Consider the following 18,740-nt stretch of genomic DNA (forward strand, 5'->3'; position numbering starts at 1 on the left):
GGAGACTGCCATGACGGTCCTGGATCGCACTGCAGCGCACGACAGCGTTCTCGCCGCACGCATCGTCGACGGCCCCGGCGGCTACGCCGGTGTGGTGGGCGACGGCCAGTGGGCGGCCGAGGTCCGCCGGCTGGCGAACCTGCGCAACGCCACGCTGCTCGCGCACAACTACCAGTTGCCCGCCATCCAGGACGTCGCCGACCACGTGGGCGATTCGCTGGCGCTGTCCCGCATCGCGGCCGAGGCCTCCGAGGACACCATCGTGTTCTGCGGTGTGCACTTCATGGCCGAGACCGCCAAGATCCTGGCGCCCGCGAAAACGGTGCTGATCCCGGATCAGCGCGCCGGCTGCTCACTGGCCGACTCGATCACCGCCGACCAGCTCCGCGAGTGGAAGGACGAGTTCCCCGACGCCGTCGTGGTGTCCTACGTGAACACCACCGCCGCGGTGAAGGCGCTCACCGACATCTGCTGCACCTCGTCCAACGCGGTCGAGGTGGTCGCCTCGATCCCCGAGGACCGCACCGTGTTGTTCTGCCCGGACCAGTTCCTCGGCGCCCACGTCCGGCGCGTCACCGGCCGCAAGAACCTGCACATCTGGGCCGGCGAATGCCACGTGCACGCCGGGATCAACGGTGACGAGCTCGCCGACCAGGCCCGTGCCCATCCGGACGCCGAGCTGTTCGTGCACCCCGAATGCGGTTGCGCCACATCGGCTCTGTACCTCGCGGGTGAGGGAGCGGTCCCGGAGGACCGGGTGAAGATCCTGTCCACCGGTGGCATGCTCGACGCCGCCCGCGAGACCAACGCCCGCCAGGTGCTGGTGGCCACCGAGGTCGGCATGCTGCACCAGTTGCGCCGCGCCGCACCCGATGTCGAGTTCCTCGCGGTCAACGACCGGGCCTCCTGCGGCTACATGAAGATGATCACCCCGGCCGCGCTGCTGCGCTGCCTGGTCGAAGGCGCCGACGAGGTGCACGTCGACCTGGAGACTGCCGAGCTGGCGCAGGCCAGTGTGCAGCGCATGATCGAGATCGGGCAGCCCGGCGGCGGGGAATGACCGCCGTCTCGGCATCCTGTGGGGGAGCCGGGTACTGGCAGCAGCGCGCTGACGTCGTGGTCATCGGCACCGGTGTCGCCGGACTGGTGGCCGCGCTGGCCGCGGTCCGGGAGGGCCGCAAGGTCGTGGTGCTCTCCAAGATTGCCGAGACCGCCACGTTCTATGCCCAGGGCGGTATCGCCGTCGTCCTGCCCGATTCCTTCCGCGAGGGCGGAGATTCCGTGGAGGCGCATGTCGCCGACACCGTGGCGGCCGGTGGTGGGCTGTGCGATGTGGACGCCGTGCGTTCCATCATCGCCGACGGCTACCTGGCGGTGTCCGACCTCGTCGATGCCGGGGCCCGATTTGACGAGTCCGCACCGGGGCACTGGTCGCTGACCCGCGAGGGCGGGCACAGCCGGCGCCGGATCATCCACGCCGGCGGGGACGCCACCGGTGCGGAAGTGCAGCGCGCGCTCGATCACGCTGCCACCCACCTGGATATCCGGCGCAACCACGTCGCCCTACAGGTCTGTCACGACGGCGACCAGGTGACCGGCGTGCTGGTGCACAGCGGTGACGGGCCGGGCATCGTGCATGCGCCGTCGGTCATCCTGGCCACCGGTGGGCTCGGCCATCTCTACGCCGCCACCACCAATCCCGACGGATCCACCGGCGACGGTGTCGCGCTCGCGTTGCAGGCCGGGCTGAGCGTCACCGATATCGAGTTCGTCCAGTTCCATCCCACGATGTTGTACACCGGGCCGGCCGGCGGGCGCCGCCCGTTGATCTCCGAGGCGCTGCGCGGTGAGGGTGCCGTTCTGGTGGACCGCCAGGGCAATTCGATCACCGCCGGGGTGCACCCGCTGGGCGACCTGGCACCGCGTGATGTGGTCGCGGCCGCGATCGACGCACGACTGCGGGAGACCGGGGACCCCTGCGTGTACCTCGATGCCACCGGTATCGACGATGTGCGTCGGCGTTTCCCGACCGTCACCGCGGCGTGTCTGGCCGCCGGCGTGGACCCGGCGGCACGGCCGATCCCGGTGGTGCCCGGCGCGCACTACAGCTGCGGCGGGGTGCGCACCGATGTGCACGGGCGCACCGAACTGGCCGGGCTCTTCGCCGCCGGTGAGGTCGCGCGCACCGGTATGCACGGCGCAAACCGGTTGGCGTCCAACAGCTTGCTCGAAGGCCTCGTCGTCGGCGGCCGGGCCGGGCGTGCCGCCTCGATGCACTCCCAGGAGTCCGGACCGACCACAGCGGCCGCACCGGCCGCGGTGCGACTGCCCGTGCTGGCGCGAGATGCGCTGCAGCACGCCATGAGCCGGCACGCCTCGGTGGTGCGCGACGCCGATGGCCTGCACCAGCTGACCGCGATGCTGGCGGACGCGCCACAGCGTGCCGTCGCCGACCGCGGCACCGCCGAGGACGCCGCGCTCACCATGACGGCACGCGCCATCGCCGCGGCCGCGCTCGCGCGTACCGAATCACGCGGCTGCCATCACCGCGGTGACCATCCCGAAACCGATGCCGCACAGGCGGTCAGCATCTCGGTGCGCACCGATGCCGCCGGTGCCCCCGCCGTCGCCGCCCCGGTCGGGGCCGGCTGATGACGCACATGACCGAAGGAGCGCAGGTGACCACCACGACAGGACTGTCGGCAGCCGAACTCGTCGAGGCCAGGGCCGTCGTCGCCCGCGCTCTGGAAGAGGATCTGCGCTACGGGCCGGATGTCACCACCCTGGCGACAGTGCCCGCCGACGCCACCACGACCGCCTCGATGGCGACCCGCGAACCCGGCGTCATCGCCGGTGTCGACCTGGCACTGCTGGTGCTCGACGAGGTGCTGGGCGCCGATGGCTACACCGTGCTGGACCGGGTGCAGGACGGTGCCCGTCTGGAGGCCGGTCAGTCGCTGCTGCGCGTCACCGCGCCCGCGCAGGGACTGCTCACCGCCGAGCGCACCATGCTCAACCTGGTCTGCCATCTGTCCGGTATCGCGACCGCGACGGCGCACTGGGTGGATGCCGTCGAGGGCACCGGAGCCAAGATCCGGGACACCCGCAAGACGTTGGCCGGGTTGCGATTCCTGCAGAAGTACGCGGTCCGGGTCGGCGGCGGGGTGAACCACAGGATGGGGCTCGGTGATGCCGCGCTGATCAAGGACAACCATGTCGCGGCGGCCGGCTCGGTGCTGGCCGCCCTGCACGCCGTGCGGACCGCCGCGCCGGACCTGCCCTGCGAGGTCGAGGTCGATTCACTGGAGCAACTCGACGATGTGCTGGGCGCCGGGGTGGAACTGATTCTGCTGGACAACTTCCCGGTGTGGCAGACCCAGATCGCGGTGCAGCGCCGCGACACCCGCGCACCCGCGACCTTGCTCGAATCCTCGGGCGGACTGTCACTGGAATCGGCGGCCGACTACGCCGGCACCGGCGTGGACTACCTGGCCGTAGGGGCGCTGACGCACTCGGTGCGGGTGCTCGATATCGGCCTGGACACCTGAGGCCGATAAGCCCCGCTCAGGCGGTTGCGCCGCGACGCACCAGCGAGAGCACCACGGCGGCGGCCGCGAACATCGCGGCGATGACACGGTTCAGGACGGTCTGCTGCCGAGCGTTGTGCAGCCAGTTCATCAGCCGTCCGGCCAGCCCGGTGTAGAAGCCCATCACCACGATGTCGACGACGATCATCGTCAGCCCGATGGCCAGGTACTGCGGCAGCAGCGGCGCGGACGGCACGACGAACTGCGGCAGTGCCGCCAGGAAGAACACCAGTCCCTTGGGGTTGGTGGCATTGACCAGGAATCCGCGCGCGACCAGGCCGCGGCGGCTGCTGCCGGTCGAAGAACCGAGTTGTTCGCGCAGGTCGCGCGGGGCGGTGCGCCACTGACGGATCGCCAGGTACGCCAGGTAGGCCACCCCGAGCCACTTGATCACGGTGAAGGCCAGCGCCGACGCCGCGACGATCGCACCGACGCCGGCCGCGACCAGTGCCAGCTGCAGCATCAGGCCGATCTCCAGGCCGAACACGCTCCACCAGCCGCGCCGCAACCCCTCGGTCATACCGGTGGCCATCGACTGCACCGCGCCGGGGCCCGGCGCCACGCTGATCACGATCGCCGCACCGAGGAAAGCCAGCCACACCTGCCAGGTCATGGGAGAAAGTGTGGCAGGCCCGGTCAACCGAGATTTCAGGCGATGTCGGCGACGAACACCCCGGACTTGCGGAGCATGAGGCGAGCCAGGAACGGCAGAGACGGATCCGCCGTCCCGGCGGGCAGGACCCGCGGGTTCACCAGGTGCAGATCGTTCCCCGACACCCGGACGTCGGCCTGCCCTGCCGCCAGGACGTTCTTCACCCAGTTCGTCTTGCCGTGGATCAGTCCGATGGCCAGGGTGTTGCCCTTGCGGTAGGACGTGACGGGGGTTTCGTACCGCTTCCCCGAGGTCCGCCCGGTGTGCGTGATCACACTCAGCCCGGGCAGCTTCTTGCTGATCGGCGTCATCAGCGGGTTGATGTACTTGATCTGGAAACTCTCCAGCGCCGGCGGCACCAGCATCGGCACGCCGGAGGCGTTGTTGGGGTGCTCTTTACGTGACGGTGACGCGGACATGATGGCTCCCGAATTCGATTTGGCCTGCTCTGGGACAATAGACCCGTGACGTCACCACGATCCCTCATGACCCGCATCGATCTGCGGGGCGCGGACCTGTCCGCAGCCCGGTTGCGGACGACGTTGCCGCGCGGCGGTGTCGATGTGGACTCGGTGGTCCCGAAGGTCCGTCCGATCGTCGACGACATCGCCGAGCGCGGTGCCGTCGCAGCGCTGGAGTACGGCGAGACGTTCGACGGTGTGCGTCCCGCGACGGTGCGGGTATCAGGCGAGAAACTGCAGGCCGCGCTGGCGGAGCTGGACCCCGACGTGCGCGCCGCCCTCGAGGTCGCGATCGACCGGACCCGCATCGTGCACGCGGATCAGCGCCGCACCGACACCACCACGACGCTGGCCCCGGGCGCGACCGTCACCGAGCGCTGGGTGCCGGTCGAGCGGGTCGGACTGTACGTACCGGGCGGCAACGCCGTCTATCCCTCCAGCGTCGTCATGAACGTGGTGCCGGCCCAGACCGCCGGGGTCGAGTCCCTGGTGATCGCGAGCCCGCCGCAGGCCCAGTTCGGTGGCCTGCCGCACCCGACCATCCTGGCCGCGGCCGCACTGCTGGGCGTCGACGAGGTGTGGGCCGTCGGCGGTGCCCAGGCGGTCGCCCTGCTGGCCTATGGCGGCACCGACACCGACGGGGCCGAACTTGCCCCGGTGGACATGATCACCGGGCCCGGCAACATCTACGTGACCGCCGCCAAGCGCATCTGCCGCTCCCAGGTGGGCATCGACGCCGAGGCCGGTCCTACCGAGATCGCCATCCTGGCCGATCACACCGCCGATCCCCGGCACATCGCCGCCGATCTGATCAGCCAGGCCGAACACGACGAGATGGCCGCCAGCGTGCTGGTCACCGACAGCGTCGCACTCGCCGATGCCTCCGACCGCGAGGTGGTCGCGCAGCTCGAGACCACCACGCACCGCGAGCGGGTCACCGTCGCGCTGACCGGCAGGCAGTCCGCGATCGTGCTGGTGGACGACGTGGACGCCGGAATCAAGGTCGTCAACGCCTACGCGGCCGAACACCTGGAGATCCAGACCGAGGACGCCTCCGCCGTCGCCGGCCGGATCCGTTCGGCGGGCGCGATCTTCGTCGGCGCCTGGTCGCCGGTCAGCCTCGGTGACTACTGCGCCGGTTCCAACCATGTGCTGCCCACCGCCGGGTGTGCGCGCCATTCCAGCGGGCTGTCGGTACAGACCTTTCTGCGCGGTATCCATGTCGTCGAGTACGACGAGGCCGCACTCAAAGATGTTGCCGGTCATGTGATCACGCTGTCCAAGGCGGAGAACCTGCCGGCGCATGGCGAAGCTGTCCGACGTCGGTTCGAAAGGTGAGCACCATCTCGAAGATCACGCTCGATGACCTGCCGTTGCGGGACAACCTGCGCGGCAAGACACCGTACGGTGCACCGCAACTGTCGGTGCCGGTGCGGCTCAACACCAATGAGAACCCGCACCCGCCCACCCAGGCCCTCATCGATGATGTGGCCGAGTCGGTCCGTGACGCCGCGTCCGATCTGCACCGGTATCCCGACCGGGACGCCGTCGCGCTGCGGACCGACCTCGCCACCTACCTGGCCGGCCAAACCGGTGTCGAGGTCACCGTCGAGAATGTCTGGGCCGCAAACGGTTCCAACGAAATCCTGCAGCAGATCCTGCAAGCCTTCGGCGGGCCCGGCCGCAGTGCCATGGGGTTCGTGCCGTCCTACTCGATGCACCCGATCATCTCCGACGGCACCCAGACGTCGTGGCTGGAAGCCTCCCGCGCCGGAGATTTCGGTCTGGACACCGATGCCGCGGTCACCGCGGTGGCGGCCGAGTCACCCGATGTGGTGTTTCTGGCCAGCCCGAACAACCCATCGGGACAGAGCGTCTCACTCGACGATCTGCGCCGGGTGCTCGACGCCGCGACCGGCGTGGTGATCGTCGATGAGGCCTACGGCGAGTTCTCCTCGCAGCCCAGCGCGGTGCAGCTGGTCGCCGACTACCCGGCCAAGCTCATCGTCACCCGCACCATGAGCAAGGCCTTCGCCTTCGCCGGCGGCCGGCTGGGCTACCTGATCGCCGATCCCGCGGTCATCGACGCCCTGCTGCTGGTCCGGCTGCCCTATCACCTCTCGGTGCTGACCCAGGCCGCCGCCCGGGCGGCGCTGCGGCACGCCGATGACACCCTGGGCAGCGTCGCCACCCTGATCGCCGAGCGTGAACGCGTCGCCGCGGCGTTGACCGGCCTGGGTTTCCGGGTCATCCCCAGCGATGCCAACTTCGTACTGTTCGGCGGATTCGACGATGCGCCGGCGGTCTGGCAGAGCTACCTCGACGCCGGGGTGCTGATCCGCGATGTCGGCATCCCCGGATACCTGCGCACCACCATCGGCCTGATCGACGAGAACGATCTGCTGCTCGACGTCAGCGCCAAGATCGCCGAATCGGGCGTCCTCGGTACCGTCTCGACCAGCACAGCCCACATCCAAGGAGCCTCATGACCCGCCGCGCGAAAGTCGAACGCAAGACCAGGGAGTCCGACATCGTCGTGGAGATCGACCTCGACGGCACCGGCAAGGTCGACATCGACACCGGCGTGCCGTTCTTCGATCACATGCTGACCGCGCTGGGCAGCCACGCCAGTTTCGATCTCAGCGTGCAGGCGCGCGGTGACGTCGAGATCGAGGGACACCACACCGTCGAGGACACCGCGATCGTGCTGGGCCAGGCCCTCGGTCAGGCGCTGGGGGACAAGAAGGGCATCCGGCGGTTCGGCGATGCCTACATCCCGATGGACGAGACACTGGCGCACGCCGCCGTCGACGTCTCCGGCCGGCCCTACTTCGTGCACACCGGCGAACCGGATTACATGGTGGAGTTCACCATTGCCGGTTCCAGCACCCCGTACCACACCGTGATCAACCGGCACGTCTTCGAATCGCTGGCCTACAACGCTCGCATCGCGCTGCACGTGCGCACCCTCTACGGCCGCGATCCGCACCACATCACCGAGGCCGAGTACAAGGCCGTGGCTCGCGCGCTGCGCCAGGCCGTGGAATTCGATCCGCGGGTGTCCGGGGTGCCGTCCACCAAAGGCACCCTGTAGACGTGGAGAGTTCGCGAAAAGTTGTCGTGCTGGACTACGGATCCGGCAATTTGCGTTCGGCGCAGCGCGCCCTGGAGCGCACCGGTGCCGATGTCGAGGTCACCGCGGACGCGTCCGCGGCGTTCGAGGCCGACGGTCTGGTGGTCCCCGGGGTCGGGGCCTACGAGGCCTGCATGACGGGCCTGCGCGATATCGGTGGCGAGCAGATCATCGCCAAGCGCCTCGCGGCGGGACGCCCGGTGCTGGGCGTCTGCGTCGGGATGCAGATCCTGTTCACCCGCGGGGTCGAGTTCGGTGTCCAGACCGACGGCTGCGCCCAGTGGCCGGGTGCGGTGACCCGGCTCGATGCGCCGGTCATTCCGCACATGGGCTGGAACGTCGTCGACGCACCCGCCGAGAGCACCCTGTTCCGCGGTCTCGACGCCGACACCCGGTTCTACTTCGTGCATTCCTACGCGGCGCAGACCTGGGAGGGTGACGCCGATGCGCGGCTGACCTGGGCGACGCACCAGGTGCCGTTCCTGGCCGCGGTGGAGAACGGGCCGCTGGCGGCCACCCAGTTCCACCCCGAGAAGAGCGGCGACGCCGGTGCGGCGCTGCTGCGCAATTGGGTCGAGAGCCTCGGCTGACGAGGCAAGTAAGGTAACCGCACGTGTCCCTAATTCTTCTTCCCGCCGTCGACGTCGTCGAGGGCCGCGCCGTACGCCTGGTTCAAGGCGTCGCCGGCAGTGAAACCGAGTACGGCTCCGCCCTGGACGCCGCGCTGGGCTGGCAGCGCGACGGTGCCGAATGGATCCATCTGGTCGATCTGGACGCCGCGTTCGGGCGCGGTTCCAACCGCGAACTGCTCGCCGACGTGGTCGGGCAACTCGATGTCGCGGTGGAGCTGTCCGGCGGTATCCGTGACGACGAGACGCTGAAGGCCGCGCTGGCCACCGGATGCCGGCGGGTCAACCTCGGCACCGCGGCCCTGGAGAACCCGCAGTGGTGCGCCGCAGCGATCGCCGAGCACGGCGACAAGGTGGCCGTCGGGCTGGACGTGAAGCTGGAGAACGGCGACTACCGGCTGCGTGGCCGCGGCTGGGAGACCGATGGCGGTGACCTCTGGCCGGTCCTGGAACGTCTTGTCGGCGAAGGCTGCTCGCGCTTCGTGGTCACCGACGTCACCAAGGACGGCACCCTCAACGGGCCGAACCTGGAACTGCTGGCCTCGGTGACCGAGCGCACCGACGCACCGGTGATCGCCTCCGGCGGGGTGTCCAGCCTGGACGACCTGCGGGCCATCGCCACCCTGACCGACCGCGGCGTCGAGGGAGCCATCGTCGGGAAGGCGCTGTACGCCGGGCGGTTCACGCTGCCCGAGGCGCTCAGCGCGGTCAGCGGCTGATGGTCGAGCCCGGGAAGCTCGCCGCTCTGCTCGCGACCGCCGCAGAAGTCCTCGACGACGTGTCGGCGGCGTTCATCGACGGACACCGGGCCGATTCCGCAGTCCGCAAGCAGGGCAACGATTTCGCGACCGAAGTGGATCTGGCCATCGAACGACGCGTGGTGGCGGCCCTCACCGAACAGACCGGTATCGGGGTGCACGGCGAGGAGTTCGGCGGAGCCCCCATCGATTCCGAGCTGGTGTGGGTGCTCGACCCGATCGACGGCACCTTCAACTACGCCGCGGGTTCGCCGATGGCCGCCATCCTGCTCGGCCTGCTTGCCGACGGTGAGCCGGTCGGCGGGCTGACCTGGCTGCCGTTCACCGGCAACCGCTACATCGCGGCGGCCGGTGGGCCCGTGCGGGACAACGGAACCGAGCTTCCCGCCCTGAAGCAGTCCACCTTGACCGACTCGATCGTCGGCATCCAGACCTACAACATCGACTCGCGTGGCCGGTTCCCCGGCCGCTACCGGGCCGAGGTGCTGGCCAACCTGAGCCGGGTGTCGTCCCGGGTGCGCATGCACGGCGCCACCGGCGTCGATCTGGCCTACGTCGCCGCCGGAGTGCTCGGCGGCGCGATCAGTTTTGGGCACCACATCTGGGATCACGCGGCCGGGGTGGCGCTGGTGCGCGCCGCCGGCGGCATCGTCACCGATCTCGCGGGGCAACCGTGGACGGCCGAATCGAAGTCGGCGCTGGCCGGCGCGCCGGGCATCCACGAGCAGATTCTGGCGCTGGTGGCCGCCGCGGGTTCCCCGGAGGATTACTGAGATGGGTGTGGCGGTCAGGGTCATTCCGTGCCTGGACGTCGATGACGGCCGCGTCGTCAAAGGCGTGAATTTCGAGAACCTGAGGGATGCGGGCGATCCCGTCGAGCTGGCGGCCGCCTATGACGCCGCGGGCGCCGATGAGCTGACCTTTCTGGACGTCACCGCCTCCTCGGCGGGACGCTCCACCATGCTCGAGGTGGTGCGCCGCACCGCCGAGCAGGTGTTCATCCCGCTCACCGTCGGCGGCGGGGTGCGCTCGGTGGCCGATGTGGACACCTTGCTGCGCGCCGGCGCCGACAAGGTGTCGGTGAACACCGCCGCGATCGCGCGACCGGGACTGCTGGCCGAGCTCTCCAGGCAGTTCGGTTCCCAGTGCATCGTGCTGAGCGTGGATGCCCGCACGGTCCCCGCGGGGTCCGAACCGACCCCGTCGGGCTGGGAGGTCACCACCCACGGCGGCCGTCGCGGCACCGGGATCGATGCCGTCGAATGGGCCCGCCGCGGAGCCGAACTCGGGGTGGGGGAGATCCTGCTGAACTCGATGGACGCCGACGGCACCAAGGCCGGTTTCGATCTGCCGATGCTGCACGCGGTGCGCGCCGCGGTCACCGTGCCGGTGATCGCCAGCGGCGGCGCGGGCGCGGTGGGCGATTTCGCACCGGCCGTGCAGGCCGGGGCCGATGCGGTGCTGGCCGCCAGCGTGTTCCACTTCGGTGAGCTCACCATCGGCGAGGTGAAGGCCGCCATGGCCGCCGACGGGATAGAGGTCCGATGATGTCACTTGACCCCGCCATCTCGGCCCGCCTGAAACGCAACGAGGCCGGTCTGTTCACCGCGGTGGTGCAGGAACACGGCAGCGGCGATGTGCTGATGGTCGCCTGGATGGACGACGACGCGCTGGCCCGGACCCTGGAAACCCGCGAGGCGACCTACTTCTCGCGTTCGCGTGGCGAACAGTGGATCAAGGGCGCCACCTCCGGGCACACCCAGTACGTGCATTCGGTCCGGCTGGACTGCGACGGCGACAGCATCCTGCTCGTGGTCGATCAGGTCGGCGGAGCCTGCCACACCGGTGATCACAGCTGCTTCGACGCGGACCTGCTGCTGCCGTCCGAAAAGTAGGAAAGTCGAGTACCGCGGTACTCCATGGCCTGATCCGTCGCAGCTCGACAATGGGTCATGTCCGAATCGACGCCTCGCACGGATGCGATTCTCACCGCGCCGGCCGCGCTGGCCGCCTGGTGGGGTGCGGCCACGGCCTTGACCGCCCTGTCGATGCGGGGCTTTCCCCAGCGGTTCAGCATTCCGGTGATCGTGCTGGCGGCCTTTGCCGCCGCAGTGCTGATCGTGCTGGTGCTGCGGCGGCAACCGCTGAACAATTGGACCCGGGTGGGCGCCTACCTGTGCGCGTTCGCGGCCACCCAGGCGGCCTGGGTGTTCGTCGCACTCGACGAGCTGACCGCGGGTGCGCCGTATTCGCCTCCGCCGATGCGTCTCTGGGACCTGATGGTGATGGTCTTCGGCGGTCCGGCGCTGGCGGTGTGGACCTTCTTCGTGATCAGAGCCTGGGTGTCGCGCGACGAGCCGGTGCCGGCCAGGGCGGGCTTTCGTGGTTGGTGGCGCGGTCTGAGCCTGGGCTGTGCGGCGGCGCTGGCCTTCCTGGTGGTGTTGATCGCCGCCAATCTCACCAAACACACGTTGATCGGGCTACTCGAAGTGCCCGACGTGGATTACCCGCTCGGCGCGCAGGGCGCCGAGCAGTGGTTCCTCACGGCCGTCGAGGTCGGCTTGGCGGGTGTCGCCGAGGAGCCGGTGTTCGTCGGTGCGGCAGTGCTGTTGTGGCCGCGGCTGACATTGCCGAACTTTCTGGCAGCGCTCTGGTTGAGCTCGCTGGCACGCGCCGGTATCCATCTCTATTACGCGGCGGGCGCCGGAGCCGACACTGCCGCCGCCGTGGGAGTCGTAATCCTCTGGTGCACAATCTGGTCCGGGTTCAGCCTCTTCCTGGTGTACTGCACCCGCAGGCTCTGGCCGGTGATACTGGCGCACGGACTGCAGAACGTCATGACGGTCGTGTCGGCGCTGTTGCTCGTGCCGAACCCGCGTCCGGGTGAGCAGCTGGTGGGCGGCTACCTCGCCATGGCGGTCGTGGGGGTGCTGGCCCTGCTGCTGATCGGCACACTGAGCTTTTTCATCCTGGCGGTGCGGCGAATCTGGTTCGAGCGGTTCGCGCGCCGGCCGCTGCTGGAACCTCAAGTGTGCGGCCCGGTCTCCGAGGCGACCGTGAGCAGCTGATACCGCATGGCGGTGACCGCCATGGCGTGGTCATGCGCCGAGTTGTCGGTGCCGTCGTCCACAATGACCGGGTGCAGAACGACCCGGCGATCGATACCGCCGCCACCCGCAAGGCGCGTGGTGCGTTCTTCACCCCACCGCAGATCACCCGGTACCTGGCCGACTGGGCGGTGCGCTCACCCGAGGACGCGGTGTTCGAACCGTCGGCCGGTGATGCCGCCTTCCTGGTCGCGGCCACCGAACGGTTACGCCGTCTGGGCGCCGACCACCCGGATCTCGACGGTGTGGAGATCCATCCCGCCAGCGTCGCGACAGCGCGGCGCCGGGTGGCCGAGGCCGGTGGCAGGGCACGGGTCCGCACCGCGGACTTTTTCGATATCCCGCCCAAACCCACCTATTCGGCGGTGCTGGGCAACCCGCCCTATATCCGTTATCAGGATTTCCGCGGGACCCAGCGGGCCCAGTCCCGGCGCGCGGCGCTCAAGGCCGGCGTCACGTTGTCCGCGCTGGCCTCCAGCTGGGCTGCCTTCACCGTGCACGCCGCGTTGTTCCTGCGTCCCGGCGGGCGGATGGCGCTGGTGCTGCCCGCCGAGCTGCTCAGCGTCAATTACGCCGCCGCGGTGCGCAAGTTCCTGTTCGACCGGTTCGCCAGCGTGGAACTGGTGATGTTCGACGAGCAGGTCTTCCCGGGGGCCGAGGCCGATGTGGTGCTGCTGCTGGCCGACGGTTTCGGGGCAGGACCGTCCGGGCATGCCGTCATCCACCGGGCCCGCAATGCCGAATCCCTGACTTCCGAACTGGTGCAACGGCATTGGTCTCCGGTCGATCCGGCAGACAAGTGGGTCAGCGGCCTCATCGGCAACCGGCCCGTCGAGATTCTGCACGGCCTGCACGACGATGGCCGGTTCAGCACGCTCGAAGACTGGGGTGACACCACGCTGGGCATGGTGACCGGCAACAACGGTTTCTTCGCGCTGTCCCCGGCCCGGGTGGCCGAGCTCGGGCTGCGCCCGTCCGATCTGCTCAGCCTGTCCCCGCCGGGAAGCGCGCACCTGCGTGGGCTGACCTTGTCGACGAACCAGCTCGCGGCGCTGGGTGCCGACGGACGTTCGGTGCACATGTTCCGGCCCACCGGGCGGCTCTCGGCCCCGGCGCAGCGTTACGTCGAGGCCGGCCATGCCGCCGGGGTGCACCTGGCCTACAAATGCCGGGTCCGCACGCCCTGGTACCAGGTGCCGCTGGTGAAACCCGCCGACCTGTTACTGACGTGCATGAATGCCGACACCCCGCGGTTGGTCACCAACCGGGCCGCCGCGCATCACCTCAATTCGGTGCACGGGGTGTACCTGCGCGACGAGGTGGCCGCACTGGGCCGCGATCTGTTGCCGCTGGCCGCACTGAACTCGGTGACCGTGCTGCACGCGGAGATGGTGGGCCGTGCCTACGGCGGCGGTGTGCTGAAAATCGAACCGCGCGAAGCGGATCGCTGGCTGGTGCCCGCCCCGGAGCTGATCGCCGCCCGCGCCACCGAACTGCGGGCCGCCCGGCGCACCGTGGCCGCGCTGCTGGCCCGCGGCAGGCTGCTCGATGCCGTCGGCGTCATCGACGAAGCGCTGGACCTGGAGACCGACCTGGAATCGGTTCAGGCCGCGCGCCATTCGCTGGCCTCCAGAAGGGCGGTAAGGTCGCGGCGTGCCCGCTGAGCCTTCCACCAAAGCCACCGCGTGGGCCATCTTCGACCGGATCGTCGCCGACGCCGCGCCCGCCGGGGTGCACACCAACCCGTGGCTGCGGGTCGCCGACACGCTGACCTTCCGTCCCGACTTCAAGGTGCTGCGCAAACTGCTCGGGGTGCCGCTGTATCTGGACGCGCCGTCGACCACCGGGGTGCCCGCGCTGGCCCTGGACGTGTGGATGTCCTACGAGCTGCGCCGCGCCGGCTTCGAACCGGATGCGGTGTGGCCGCGGCCCACCGACCCGCGCATCATGCCGGGCGCGATCGCCAGTCTGCTCGAGGCGCTGCCGCAGCGGGAACGTCAGCTCATCGAGGCGCGGCTCGGGCGCTCCATGAAGGGCACCGTCGGTTCCAGCGCCAGCGTGCTCGGCAAGCACTACATGAAACAGGTCGACGTGGTCATGTCGGACTGGGATACCGGACCGGAGTTGTTGATCAGCACCAAGCGGATGGATTCCAGCTTCGGCAAGAACGCCGCCAACCGCGTCGAGGAGAGCTACGGAGACGCCAAGAACCTGCGGCTGCGCCACCCGCTGGCGGCGCTGGGTTTCGTCTACGGGCTGCGGTCGACCATCCTGACCTCCGAACCGGACAAGGCCGAATGGCTGATCGACCTGCTGGGCAAGCTGGGCACCGAGGACGACGCCTATCACGCCACCGCACTGGTCATGATCGACTACGAGGCCGAGGGCGTCGAGTCCCCCGAGGACGAGGTGGACAGCGTCGAAAAGGCAGAATCGGAAATGCTTTTCGAGATCGTCGACGTGGCCACCGCCGCGGTCGACGAGGCGCTCGCGGCGCTGCCCGACATCGCGATCCGCCACGATGTGGTGCCACCGCAACTGCAGCCGGCCAGGTTCCTGGCCATCATGGCCAACCGGGTCATCGACACCTCGCCGGTGACCCGGCACCGGGAGGCGCGCCGCCGCCGCGACCAGGCGCCGGTCGATTAGATCATCCGCGAGCTGGCTTTCGCCCGTGCGCTCCACCGGCCGTCGGCGAAACCCACCGTCACCGGATGCCGGAACGCGTCGCTGACATGCTCGGTGGTGACGGTGCTCTGCGCCGGTCCGATGGCCACCGTGCGGCCCTCACCGATCAGCAGTGCATGGGTGGTGCTGGTGGGCAGTTCCTCCAGGTGATGGGTCACCAGGATCGACGCCATCTCGGGATGGGTGACATCCAGGGTGTCAATGGTTTCCAACAGTTGCTCGCGGGCGGCCACATCCAGGCCGGTGCTGGGTTCGTCCAGCAGCAGCAGCTGCGGTTCGGCGATCAGGGCGCGCGCGATCAACGACCTTCCGCGCTCGCCCTGCGACAGCGTCGGCCAGGTGGCGTCGGCGCGCGCCGACAGTCCGACCGTGTCGATCAGTTCATCGGCGCGGCGCACCTGCTCGGGGCTGGGGGTCCAGCGTGCCGCGGTGTCGACGGTGGCAGTGAATCCGGTGAGCACCACCTCGCGCACCGTCAGCGGGTATTGCAGCCGGTGCCGCGGATTGACGTGCCCGATGGATCGGCGCAACACGGACAGGTCGGTGCGCCCCATCTGGCCGCCCAGGATGCGCACGGTGCCGCTGCTCGGAAACGTCACCGCCGCACAGAAACCCAGCAGCGTGCTCTTACCGGCGCCGTTGGGTCCCAGCAGCGCCCAATGTTCGCCGGCCTGCACCGTCAACGAGATGCCGTCGATGATCTGCTTGCCGTCGCGACGGAAGGTGACATCGGTGATCTCCAAGACGGGGGTCATGCGAAGGACTCCTTGAGTGCGCTCAGGTGGGTGCGGCTGGCCGCGGCCGCCGCAACGGGGGATCGGGCGGCGATGGCGGCGGCCAGTTCCTGGTGACAGGCGTGGTCAGCGGGCTCGCTGGCCACCGGTGCGATCTTGAGCATGTCGATCATGGCGGTGCGCAGTCGCGGCAGGAAGGCATCGAAGAGTCCGGAGAGCACGTCGTTGTGCGCGGCGGCGATCACCGCGCGGTGAAACGCCATATCGGCGTCCACGTGTGCGGGCACCGACTGACCCCGGACGCCGCGGGCGGCCAGGGTGCGCCGGATGACGCGCAGGTCCGCGGGGGTGCGGCGGGTGGCGGCCAGCGCCGCGGCCTCGGCCTCGATGGCGATGCGGGCCTCGATGACCGCGGCGATCGTGGTGCGCCGCAGCACGGCATCCCAGTCCTCGGTGGCATCTACCGCGGTGACGAACACCCCCGCACCCTGCCGGCTTTCCAGGACCCCCCGGCCGGCGAGTTCGCGGATGGCCTCACGCAGGGTGGAGCGTCCGACGCCGAGTTGGGCGGCCAGCGTGGTCTCGCCGGGGATTCGGTGCCCGAGCGGCCACTCGCCGTCGCGGATGCGGGTCAGCAGCAGTTCCGCGGCCTGGGCCGCCAGCGGGTGGCGTTGGACCTGAGCGGCCATCGTGACCCCAACCTCTCTACTTGTCTGAGGAGTTGAGGTACAGTCTAGCCATCATGACGCGCCAGCTTCTCCTTCGCCGCCTCGGCAGGGCCTGACCGACCGGCCCCCTGTCGTGGGGCCACGTCGTGCCGGTCGGATTTTCATCGACCGAATGGGAAGCAATCGTGAACTGGAATCGTCAACAACGCTCACCGATGCCGTGGCACCGATACGCCGGCGTCTACGACCGGGTGGAAGTGCCTCTGCGACAACGCCACTGGCCCGATGCCCGGCTCACCGAGGCGCCGCTGTGGGTGCCGGTGGACCTGCGCGACGGCAATCAGGCACTGGCCGAACCGATGGACCCCGCCCGCAAGAGGCGGTTCTTCGAACTGCTGGTGAGCATGGGCTACAAGGAGATCGAGGTCGGTTACCCGTCGGCGTCGCAGACCGACTACGACTTCGTCCGGCTCATCGCCGGATCCGACATCGCGCCGGCCGATGTCACCATCGTGGTCTTCACCCCGGCCCGGCGCGACCTCATCGAACGCACCGTGCAGTCTGTGCGCGGTATCGGCAATGACGTGGTCGTCCACCTGTACACCGCCACCGCGCCGGTGTGGCGGAACACGGTGCTGGGCAAGGACCGCGACGAGCTGCGTGAGCTGATCACCGCCGGCGGCCGCGACGTGCTCGAATTCGCCGGCGACCGGCCCAACATCCGGTTCGAGTTCTCCCCGGAGGTGTTCAACCTCACCGAACCCGACTATGTGCTGGAGATCTGCGATGCCATGACCGGTCTGTGGGAGGCGACACCGCAGCGACCGGTGATCCTGAACCTGCCGGCCACCGTCGAAGTGGCCACCCCGAACGTCTACGCCGATCAGATCGAATACATGCACCGCAACATCGCCCGCCGCGACAGCGTCATCCTGTCGGTGCACCCGCACAACGACCGCGGCACCGGGGTCGCCTGCGCCGAACTGGCGGTGCTGGCCGGCGCCCAGCGGGTGGAGGGCTGCGTGTTCGGCAACGGCGAACGCACCGGCAACGTCGACATCGCCACCCTGGCACTCAATCTGTACGCCCAGGGGGTGGACCCGAAGATCGACTTCTCCGATATCGACGCGATCGCCCGCACCGTCGCGCACTGCACCCGGATGCCGATTCACGAACGGCACCCCTACGTGGGCGATCTGGTGCACACCGCGTTCTCCGGCACACACCAGGACGCCATCAAGAAGGGGCTGGCCGAGCATCGCGCCCGGGCCGCCGCGGCCGGTCGAGCGGAGAGCGAAATCGACTGGCGGGTGCCGTATCTGCCCATCGACCCGGCCGATATCGGCCGCACCTACGACGCGGTGATCCGGGTCAATTCACAGTCCGGCAAAGGCGGCATCGCCTATCTGCTGCACGCCGACCACGGACTGGAACTGCCGCGGCGGCTGCAGATCGACTTCGCCCGGCGCGTGCAGGCGCACACCGACGACAGCGGCGCCGAGATCGGCGCGGCCGAACTGTACGAGCTGTTCGAGGCGGCCTACCTGAGCTCCGAAGGTCCGGTGCAGCTGAAGGACTGGCATACCGGCAGCGACGATGTCACCGAGATCAGCCTCATCGTCGACGGGGACGTCCACACCAGCTCGCACCGCGACATCGGACCCGTCGAGGCGCTCGTCCGGGCGCTGGCCGCGGCCGGGCATCCGGTGGAGATCCTCGGCCTGACCCAGCAGTCGATCGGCGCCACCGCCATCACCTATCTGGAGGCGCGGTCCGGGTGGGCGTGCGGGCGCAGCGATTCGGTGCTGGGCGCCTCGATGGCGGCGGTGCTGCGGGCGGTCAACGCGCCCTGAGCACCTCGAGCGCCTTGTCGGCGTGGGTGTCCATGCTGAACTCACTGGAGATGACCTCGAGCACGGTGCGGTCGGTGTCGATCACGAACGTCGTCCGCTTGACCGGCATCAGCTTGCCGAGCAGGCCACGCTTGACCCCGAACTCGGTGGCGACCTTCCCGTCGGCGTCCGAGAGCAGCGGGTAGTCGAAACGCTGCTGATCGGCGAACTTGGCCTGCTTCTCCACCGCGTCGGTGCTGATACCCACCCGGGAGGCGCCCACCGCGGCGAACTCGGCGGCCAGGTCACGGAAGTGGCAGGCCTCCTTGGTGCAACCGGGTGTCATCGCGGCGGGGTAGAAGAACAGCACCACCGGTCCGTCGGCGAGCAGCGCGGACAGGCTGCGCCTGGTGCCGGTCTGGTCGGGCAGTTCGAACTCGGCCACGCGGTCACCGGTCTTGATTAGCGTCACGGCTGCCCACGCTACGCCG

Annotated in this window: 20 protein-coding genes; 15 read left to right on the forward strand and 5 right to left on the reverse strand. The window is 69.3% G+C overall.

What is annotated here, in order from left to right:
* Positions 1–10: 10 nt before the first annotated feature.
* From nadA to nadC, 3 genes are read left to right on the forward strand one after another with little or no spacing between them, the layout of a single operon-like run.
* Entirely contained in the window at positions 11–1,060 is a 1,050-nt protein-coding gene (nadA, locus tag ASE48_RS01270) for a quinolinate synthase NadA (protein ID WP_057165186.1), read from the forward strand.
* Positions 1,057–2,652, forward strand: coding sequence for an L-aspartate oxidase (locus ASE48_RS01275; RefSeq protein ID WP_057165187.1), 1,596 nt, complete (start codon positions 1,057–1,059; stop codon positions 2,650–2,652). Before nadA ends, ASE48_RS01275 begins: the two co-directional genes overlap by 4 nt.
* 26 nt (positions 2,653–2,678) lie before the next feature.
* Positions 2,679–3,548 carry a carboxylating nicotinate-nucleotide diphosphorylase gene (gene nadC / locus ASE48_RS01280; RefSeq protein WP_235570585.1) on the forward strand — a complete coding sequence of 290 codons (870 nt, stop codon included), beginning with the start codon at positions 2,679–2,681 and terminating at the stop codon, positions 3,546–3,548.
* A gap of 16 nt (positions 3,549–3,564) precedes the next feature.
* Here the strand turns inward: nadC and ASE48_RS01285 are convergent, their stop codons facing one another.
* Together ASE48_RS01285 and ASE48_RS01290 are read right to left on the reverse strand one after the other, a co-directional pair.
* The gene (locus ASE48_RS01285) at positions 3,565–4,200 is read right to left on the reverse strand and encodes a LysE family transporter (protein ID WP_057165188.1); all 636 of its coding nucleotides are present in this window, start codon (positions 4,198–4,200) and stop codon (positions 3,565–3,567) included.
* A 35-nt stretch (positions 4,201–4,235) separates the two neighbouring features.
* Positions 4,236–4,658 (reverse strand): nitroreductase family deazaflavin-dependent oxidoreductase, encoded by a 423-nt coding sequence (locus ASE48_RS01290; RefSeq protein ID WP_057165189.1) that lies wholly within the window; start codon positions 4,656–4,658, stop codon positions 4,236–4,238.
* Between the two features lie 66 nt (positions 4,659–4,724).
* Here ASE48_RS01290 and hisD point away from each other — a divergent pair, with 66 nt between their 5' ends.
* Genes hisD through ASE48_RS01345 form a run of 11 tightly spaced genes read left to right on the forward strand, consistent with a single transcriptional unit; the run spans position 4,725 to position 14,976 of the window.
* Entirely contained in the window at positions 4,725–6,038 is a 1,314-nt protein-coding gene (hisD, locus tag ASE48_RS01295) for a histidinol dehydrogenase (protein ID WP_057165190.1), read from the forward strand.
* Positions 6,035–7,189, forward strand: coding sequence for a histidinol-phosphate transaminase (locus ASE48_RS01300; RefSeq protein ID WP_057165191.1), 1,155 nt, complete (start codon positions 6,035–6,037; stop codon positions 7,187–7,189). The genes hisD and ASE48_RS01300 overlap by 4 nt, the downstream gene beginning before the upstream one ends.
* A complete protein-coding gene (gene hisB, locus ASE48_RS01305) occupies positions 7,186–7,794 on the forward strand; it encodes an imidazoleglycerol-phosphate dehydratase HisB (RefSeq protein WP_057165192.1) in 609 nt (202 codons plus the stop codon). Before ASE48_RS01300 ends, hisB begins: the two co-directional genes overlap by 4 nt.
* A 2-nt stretch (positions 7,795–7,796) precedes the next feature.
* A complete protein-coding gene (hisH, locus tag ASE48_RS01310; protein ID WP_057165193.1) occupies positions 7,797–8,423 on the forward strand; it encodes an imidazole glycerol phosphate synthase subunit HisH in 627 nt (208 codons plus the stop codon).
* Between the two features lie 23 nt (positions 8,424–8,446).
* Positions 8,447–9,181: a bifunctional 1-(5-phosphoribosyl)-5-((5-phosphoribosylamino)methylideneamino)imidazole-4-carboxamide isomerase/phosphoribosylanthranilate isomerase PriA gene (priA, locus tag ASE48_RS01315; RefSeq protein ID WP_057165194.1), complete on the forward strand. Its 735-nt coding sequence runs from the start codon at positions 8,447–8,449 to the stop codon at positions 9,179–9,181.
* Positions 9,181–9,993 carry an inositol monophosphatase family protein gene (locus ASE48_RS01320; protein ID WP_057165195.1) on the forward strand — a complete coding sequence of 271 codons (813 nt, stop codon included), beginning with the start codon at positions 9,181–9,183 and terminating at the stop codon, positions 9,991–9,993. The genes priA and ASE48_RS01320 overlap by 1 nt, the downstream gene beginning before the upstream one ends.
* A gap of 1 nt (position 9,994) precedes the next feature.
* Positions 9,995–10,768, forward strand: a complete 774-nt coding sequence (hisF, locus tag ASE48_RS01325) for an imidazole glycerol phosphate synthase subunit HisF (RefSeq protein ID WP_057165196.1) — start codon at positions 9,995–9,997, stop codon at positions 10,766–10,768.
* Positions 10,768–11,115, forward strand: coding sequence for a phosphoribosyl-AMP cyclohydrolase (gene hisI / locus ASE48_RS01330; RefSeq protein WP_057165197.1), 348 nt, complete (start codon positions 10,768–10,770; stop codon positions 11,113–11,115). Before hisF ends, hisI begins: the two co-directional genes overlap by 1 nt.
* A 57-nt stretch (positions 11,116–11,172) precedes the next feature.
* Positions 11,173–12,288 (forward strand): CPBP family intramembrane glutamic endopeptidase, encoded by a 1,116-nt coding sequence (locus ASE48_RS01335; RefSeq protein ID WP_057165198.1) that lies wholly within the window; start codon positions 11,173–11,175, stop codon positions 12,286–12,288.
* A gap of 32 nt (positions 12,289–12,320) precedes the next feature.
* On the forward strand, positions 12,321–13,991 hold the full coding sequence (locus tag ASE48_RS01340) for an HsdM family class I SAM-dependent methyltransferase (protein WP_057165565.1): 1,671 nt from the start codon (positions 12,321–12,323) through the stop codon (positions 13,989–13,991).
* Positions 13,981–14,976, forward strand: a complete 996-nt coding sequence (locus tag ASE48_RS01345) for a hypothetical protein (RefSeq protein ID WP_057165199.1) — start codon at positions 13,981–13,983, stop codon at positions 14,974–14,976. The genes ASE48_RS01340 and ASE48_RS01345 overlap by 11 nt, the downstream gene beginning before the upstream one ends.
* On the opposite strand, the gene ASE48_RS01350 is transcribed toward ASE48_RS01345, so the two are convergent.
* Positions 14,973–15,770, reverse strand: coding sequence for an ABC transporter ATP-binding protein (locus ASE48_RS01350; protein WP_057165200.1), 798 nt, complete (start codon positions 15,768–15,770; stop codon positions 14,973–14,975). The two genes, ASE48_RS01345 and ASE48_RS01350, sit on opposite strands and share 4 nt — an antisense overlap.
* Positions 15,767–16,438 carry a FadR/GntR family transcriptional regulator gene (locus ASE48_RS01355; protein ID WP_057165201.1) on the reverse strand — a complete coding sequence of 224 codons (672 nt, stop codon included), beginning with the start codon at positions 16,436–16,438 and terminating at the stop codon, positions 15,767–15,769. Before ASE48_RS01355 ends, ASE48_RS01350 begins: the two co-directional genes overlap by 4 nt.
* Positions 16,439–16,632: 194 nt before the next feature.
* On the opposite strand from ASE48_RS01355, the gene ASE48_RS01360 reads away from it, so the two are divergent.
* The gene (locus ASE48_RS01360) at positions 16,633–18,270 is read left to right on the forward strand and encodes a 2-isopropylmalate synthase (protein WP_057165202.1); all 1,638 of its coding nucleotides are present in this window, start codon (positions 16,633–16,635) and stop codon (positions 18,268–18,270) included.
* On the opposite strand, the gene ASE48_RS01365 is transcribed toward ASE48_RS01360, so the two are convergent.
* Positions 18,257–18,712, reverse strand: a complete 456-nt coding sequence (locus tag ASE48_RS01365; RefSeq protein WP_162264176.1) for a peroxiredoxin — start codon at positions 18,710–18,712, stop codon at positions 18,257–18,259. The genes ASE48_RS01360 and ASE48_RS01365 overlap by 14 nt on opposite strands.
* Between the last annotated feature and the right edge of the window lie 28 nt (positions 18,713–18,740).

It is taken from the genome of Mycobacterium sp. Root265 (genome assembly GCF_001428895.1).
Classification (GTDB): Bacteria; Actinomycetota; Actinomycetes; order Mycobacteriales; family Mycobacteriaceae; genus Mycobacterium.

Bases quoted from the DNA above. Each gene is read 5' to 3' on its own strand.
- nadA (WP_057165186.1), top strand. From the start codon at position 11: ATGACGGTCCTGGATCGCACTGCAGCGCACGACAGCGTTCTCGCCGCA.
- ASE48_RS01275 (WP_057165187.1), top strand. From the start codon at position 1,057: ATGACCGCCGTCTCGGCATCCTGTGGGGGAGCCGGGTACTGGCAGCAG.
- ASE48_RS01285 (WP_057165188.1), bottom strand. From the start codon at position 4,200: ATGACCTGGCAGGTGTGGCTGGCTTTCCTCGGTGCGGCGATCGTGATC.
- ASE48_RS01290 (WP_057165189.1), bottom strand. From the start codon at position 4,658: ATGTCCGCGTCACCGTCACGTAAAGAGCACCCCAACAACGCCTCCGGC.
- hisD (WP_057165190.1), top strand. From the start codon at position 4,725: ATGACCCGCATCGATCTGCGGGGCGCGGACCTGTCCGCAGCCCGGTTG.
- hisB (WP_057165192.1), top strand. From the start codon at position 7,186: ATGACCCGCCGCGCGAAAGTCGAACGCAAGACCAGGGAGTCCGACATC.
- ASE48_RS01320 (WP_057165195.1), top strand. From the start codon at position 9,181: ATGGTCGAGCCCGGGAAGCTCGCCGCTCTGCTCGCGACCGCCGCAGAA.
- hisF (WP_057165196.1), top strand. From the start codon at position 9,995: ATGGGTGTGGCGGTCAGGGTCATTCCGTGCCTGGACGTCGATGACGGC.
- hisI (WP_057165197.1), top strand. From the start codon at position 10,768: ATGTCACTTGACCCCGCCATCTCGGCCCGCCTGAAACGCAACGAGGCC.
- ASE48_RS01335 (WP_057165198.1), top strand. From the start codon at position 11,173: ATGTCCGAATCGACGCCTCGCACGGATGCGATTCTCACCGCGCCGGCC.
- ASE48_RS01340 (WP_057165565.1), top strand. From the start codon at position 12,321: ATGCGCCGAGTTGTCGGTGCCGTCGTCCACAATGACCGGGTGCAGAAC.
- ASE48_RS01350 (WP_057165200.1), bottom strand. From the start codon at position 15,770: ATGACCCCCGTCTTGGAGATCACCGATGTCACCTTCCGTCGCGACGGC.
- ASE48_RS01355 (WP_057165201.1), bottom strand. From the start codon at position 16,438: ATGGCCGCTCAGGTCCAACGCCACCCGCTGGCGGCCCAGGCCGCGGAA.
- ASE48_RS01360 (WP_057165202.1), top strand. From the start codon at position 16,633: ATGCCGTGGCACCGATACGCCGGCGTCTACGACCGGGTGGAAGTGCCT.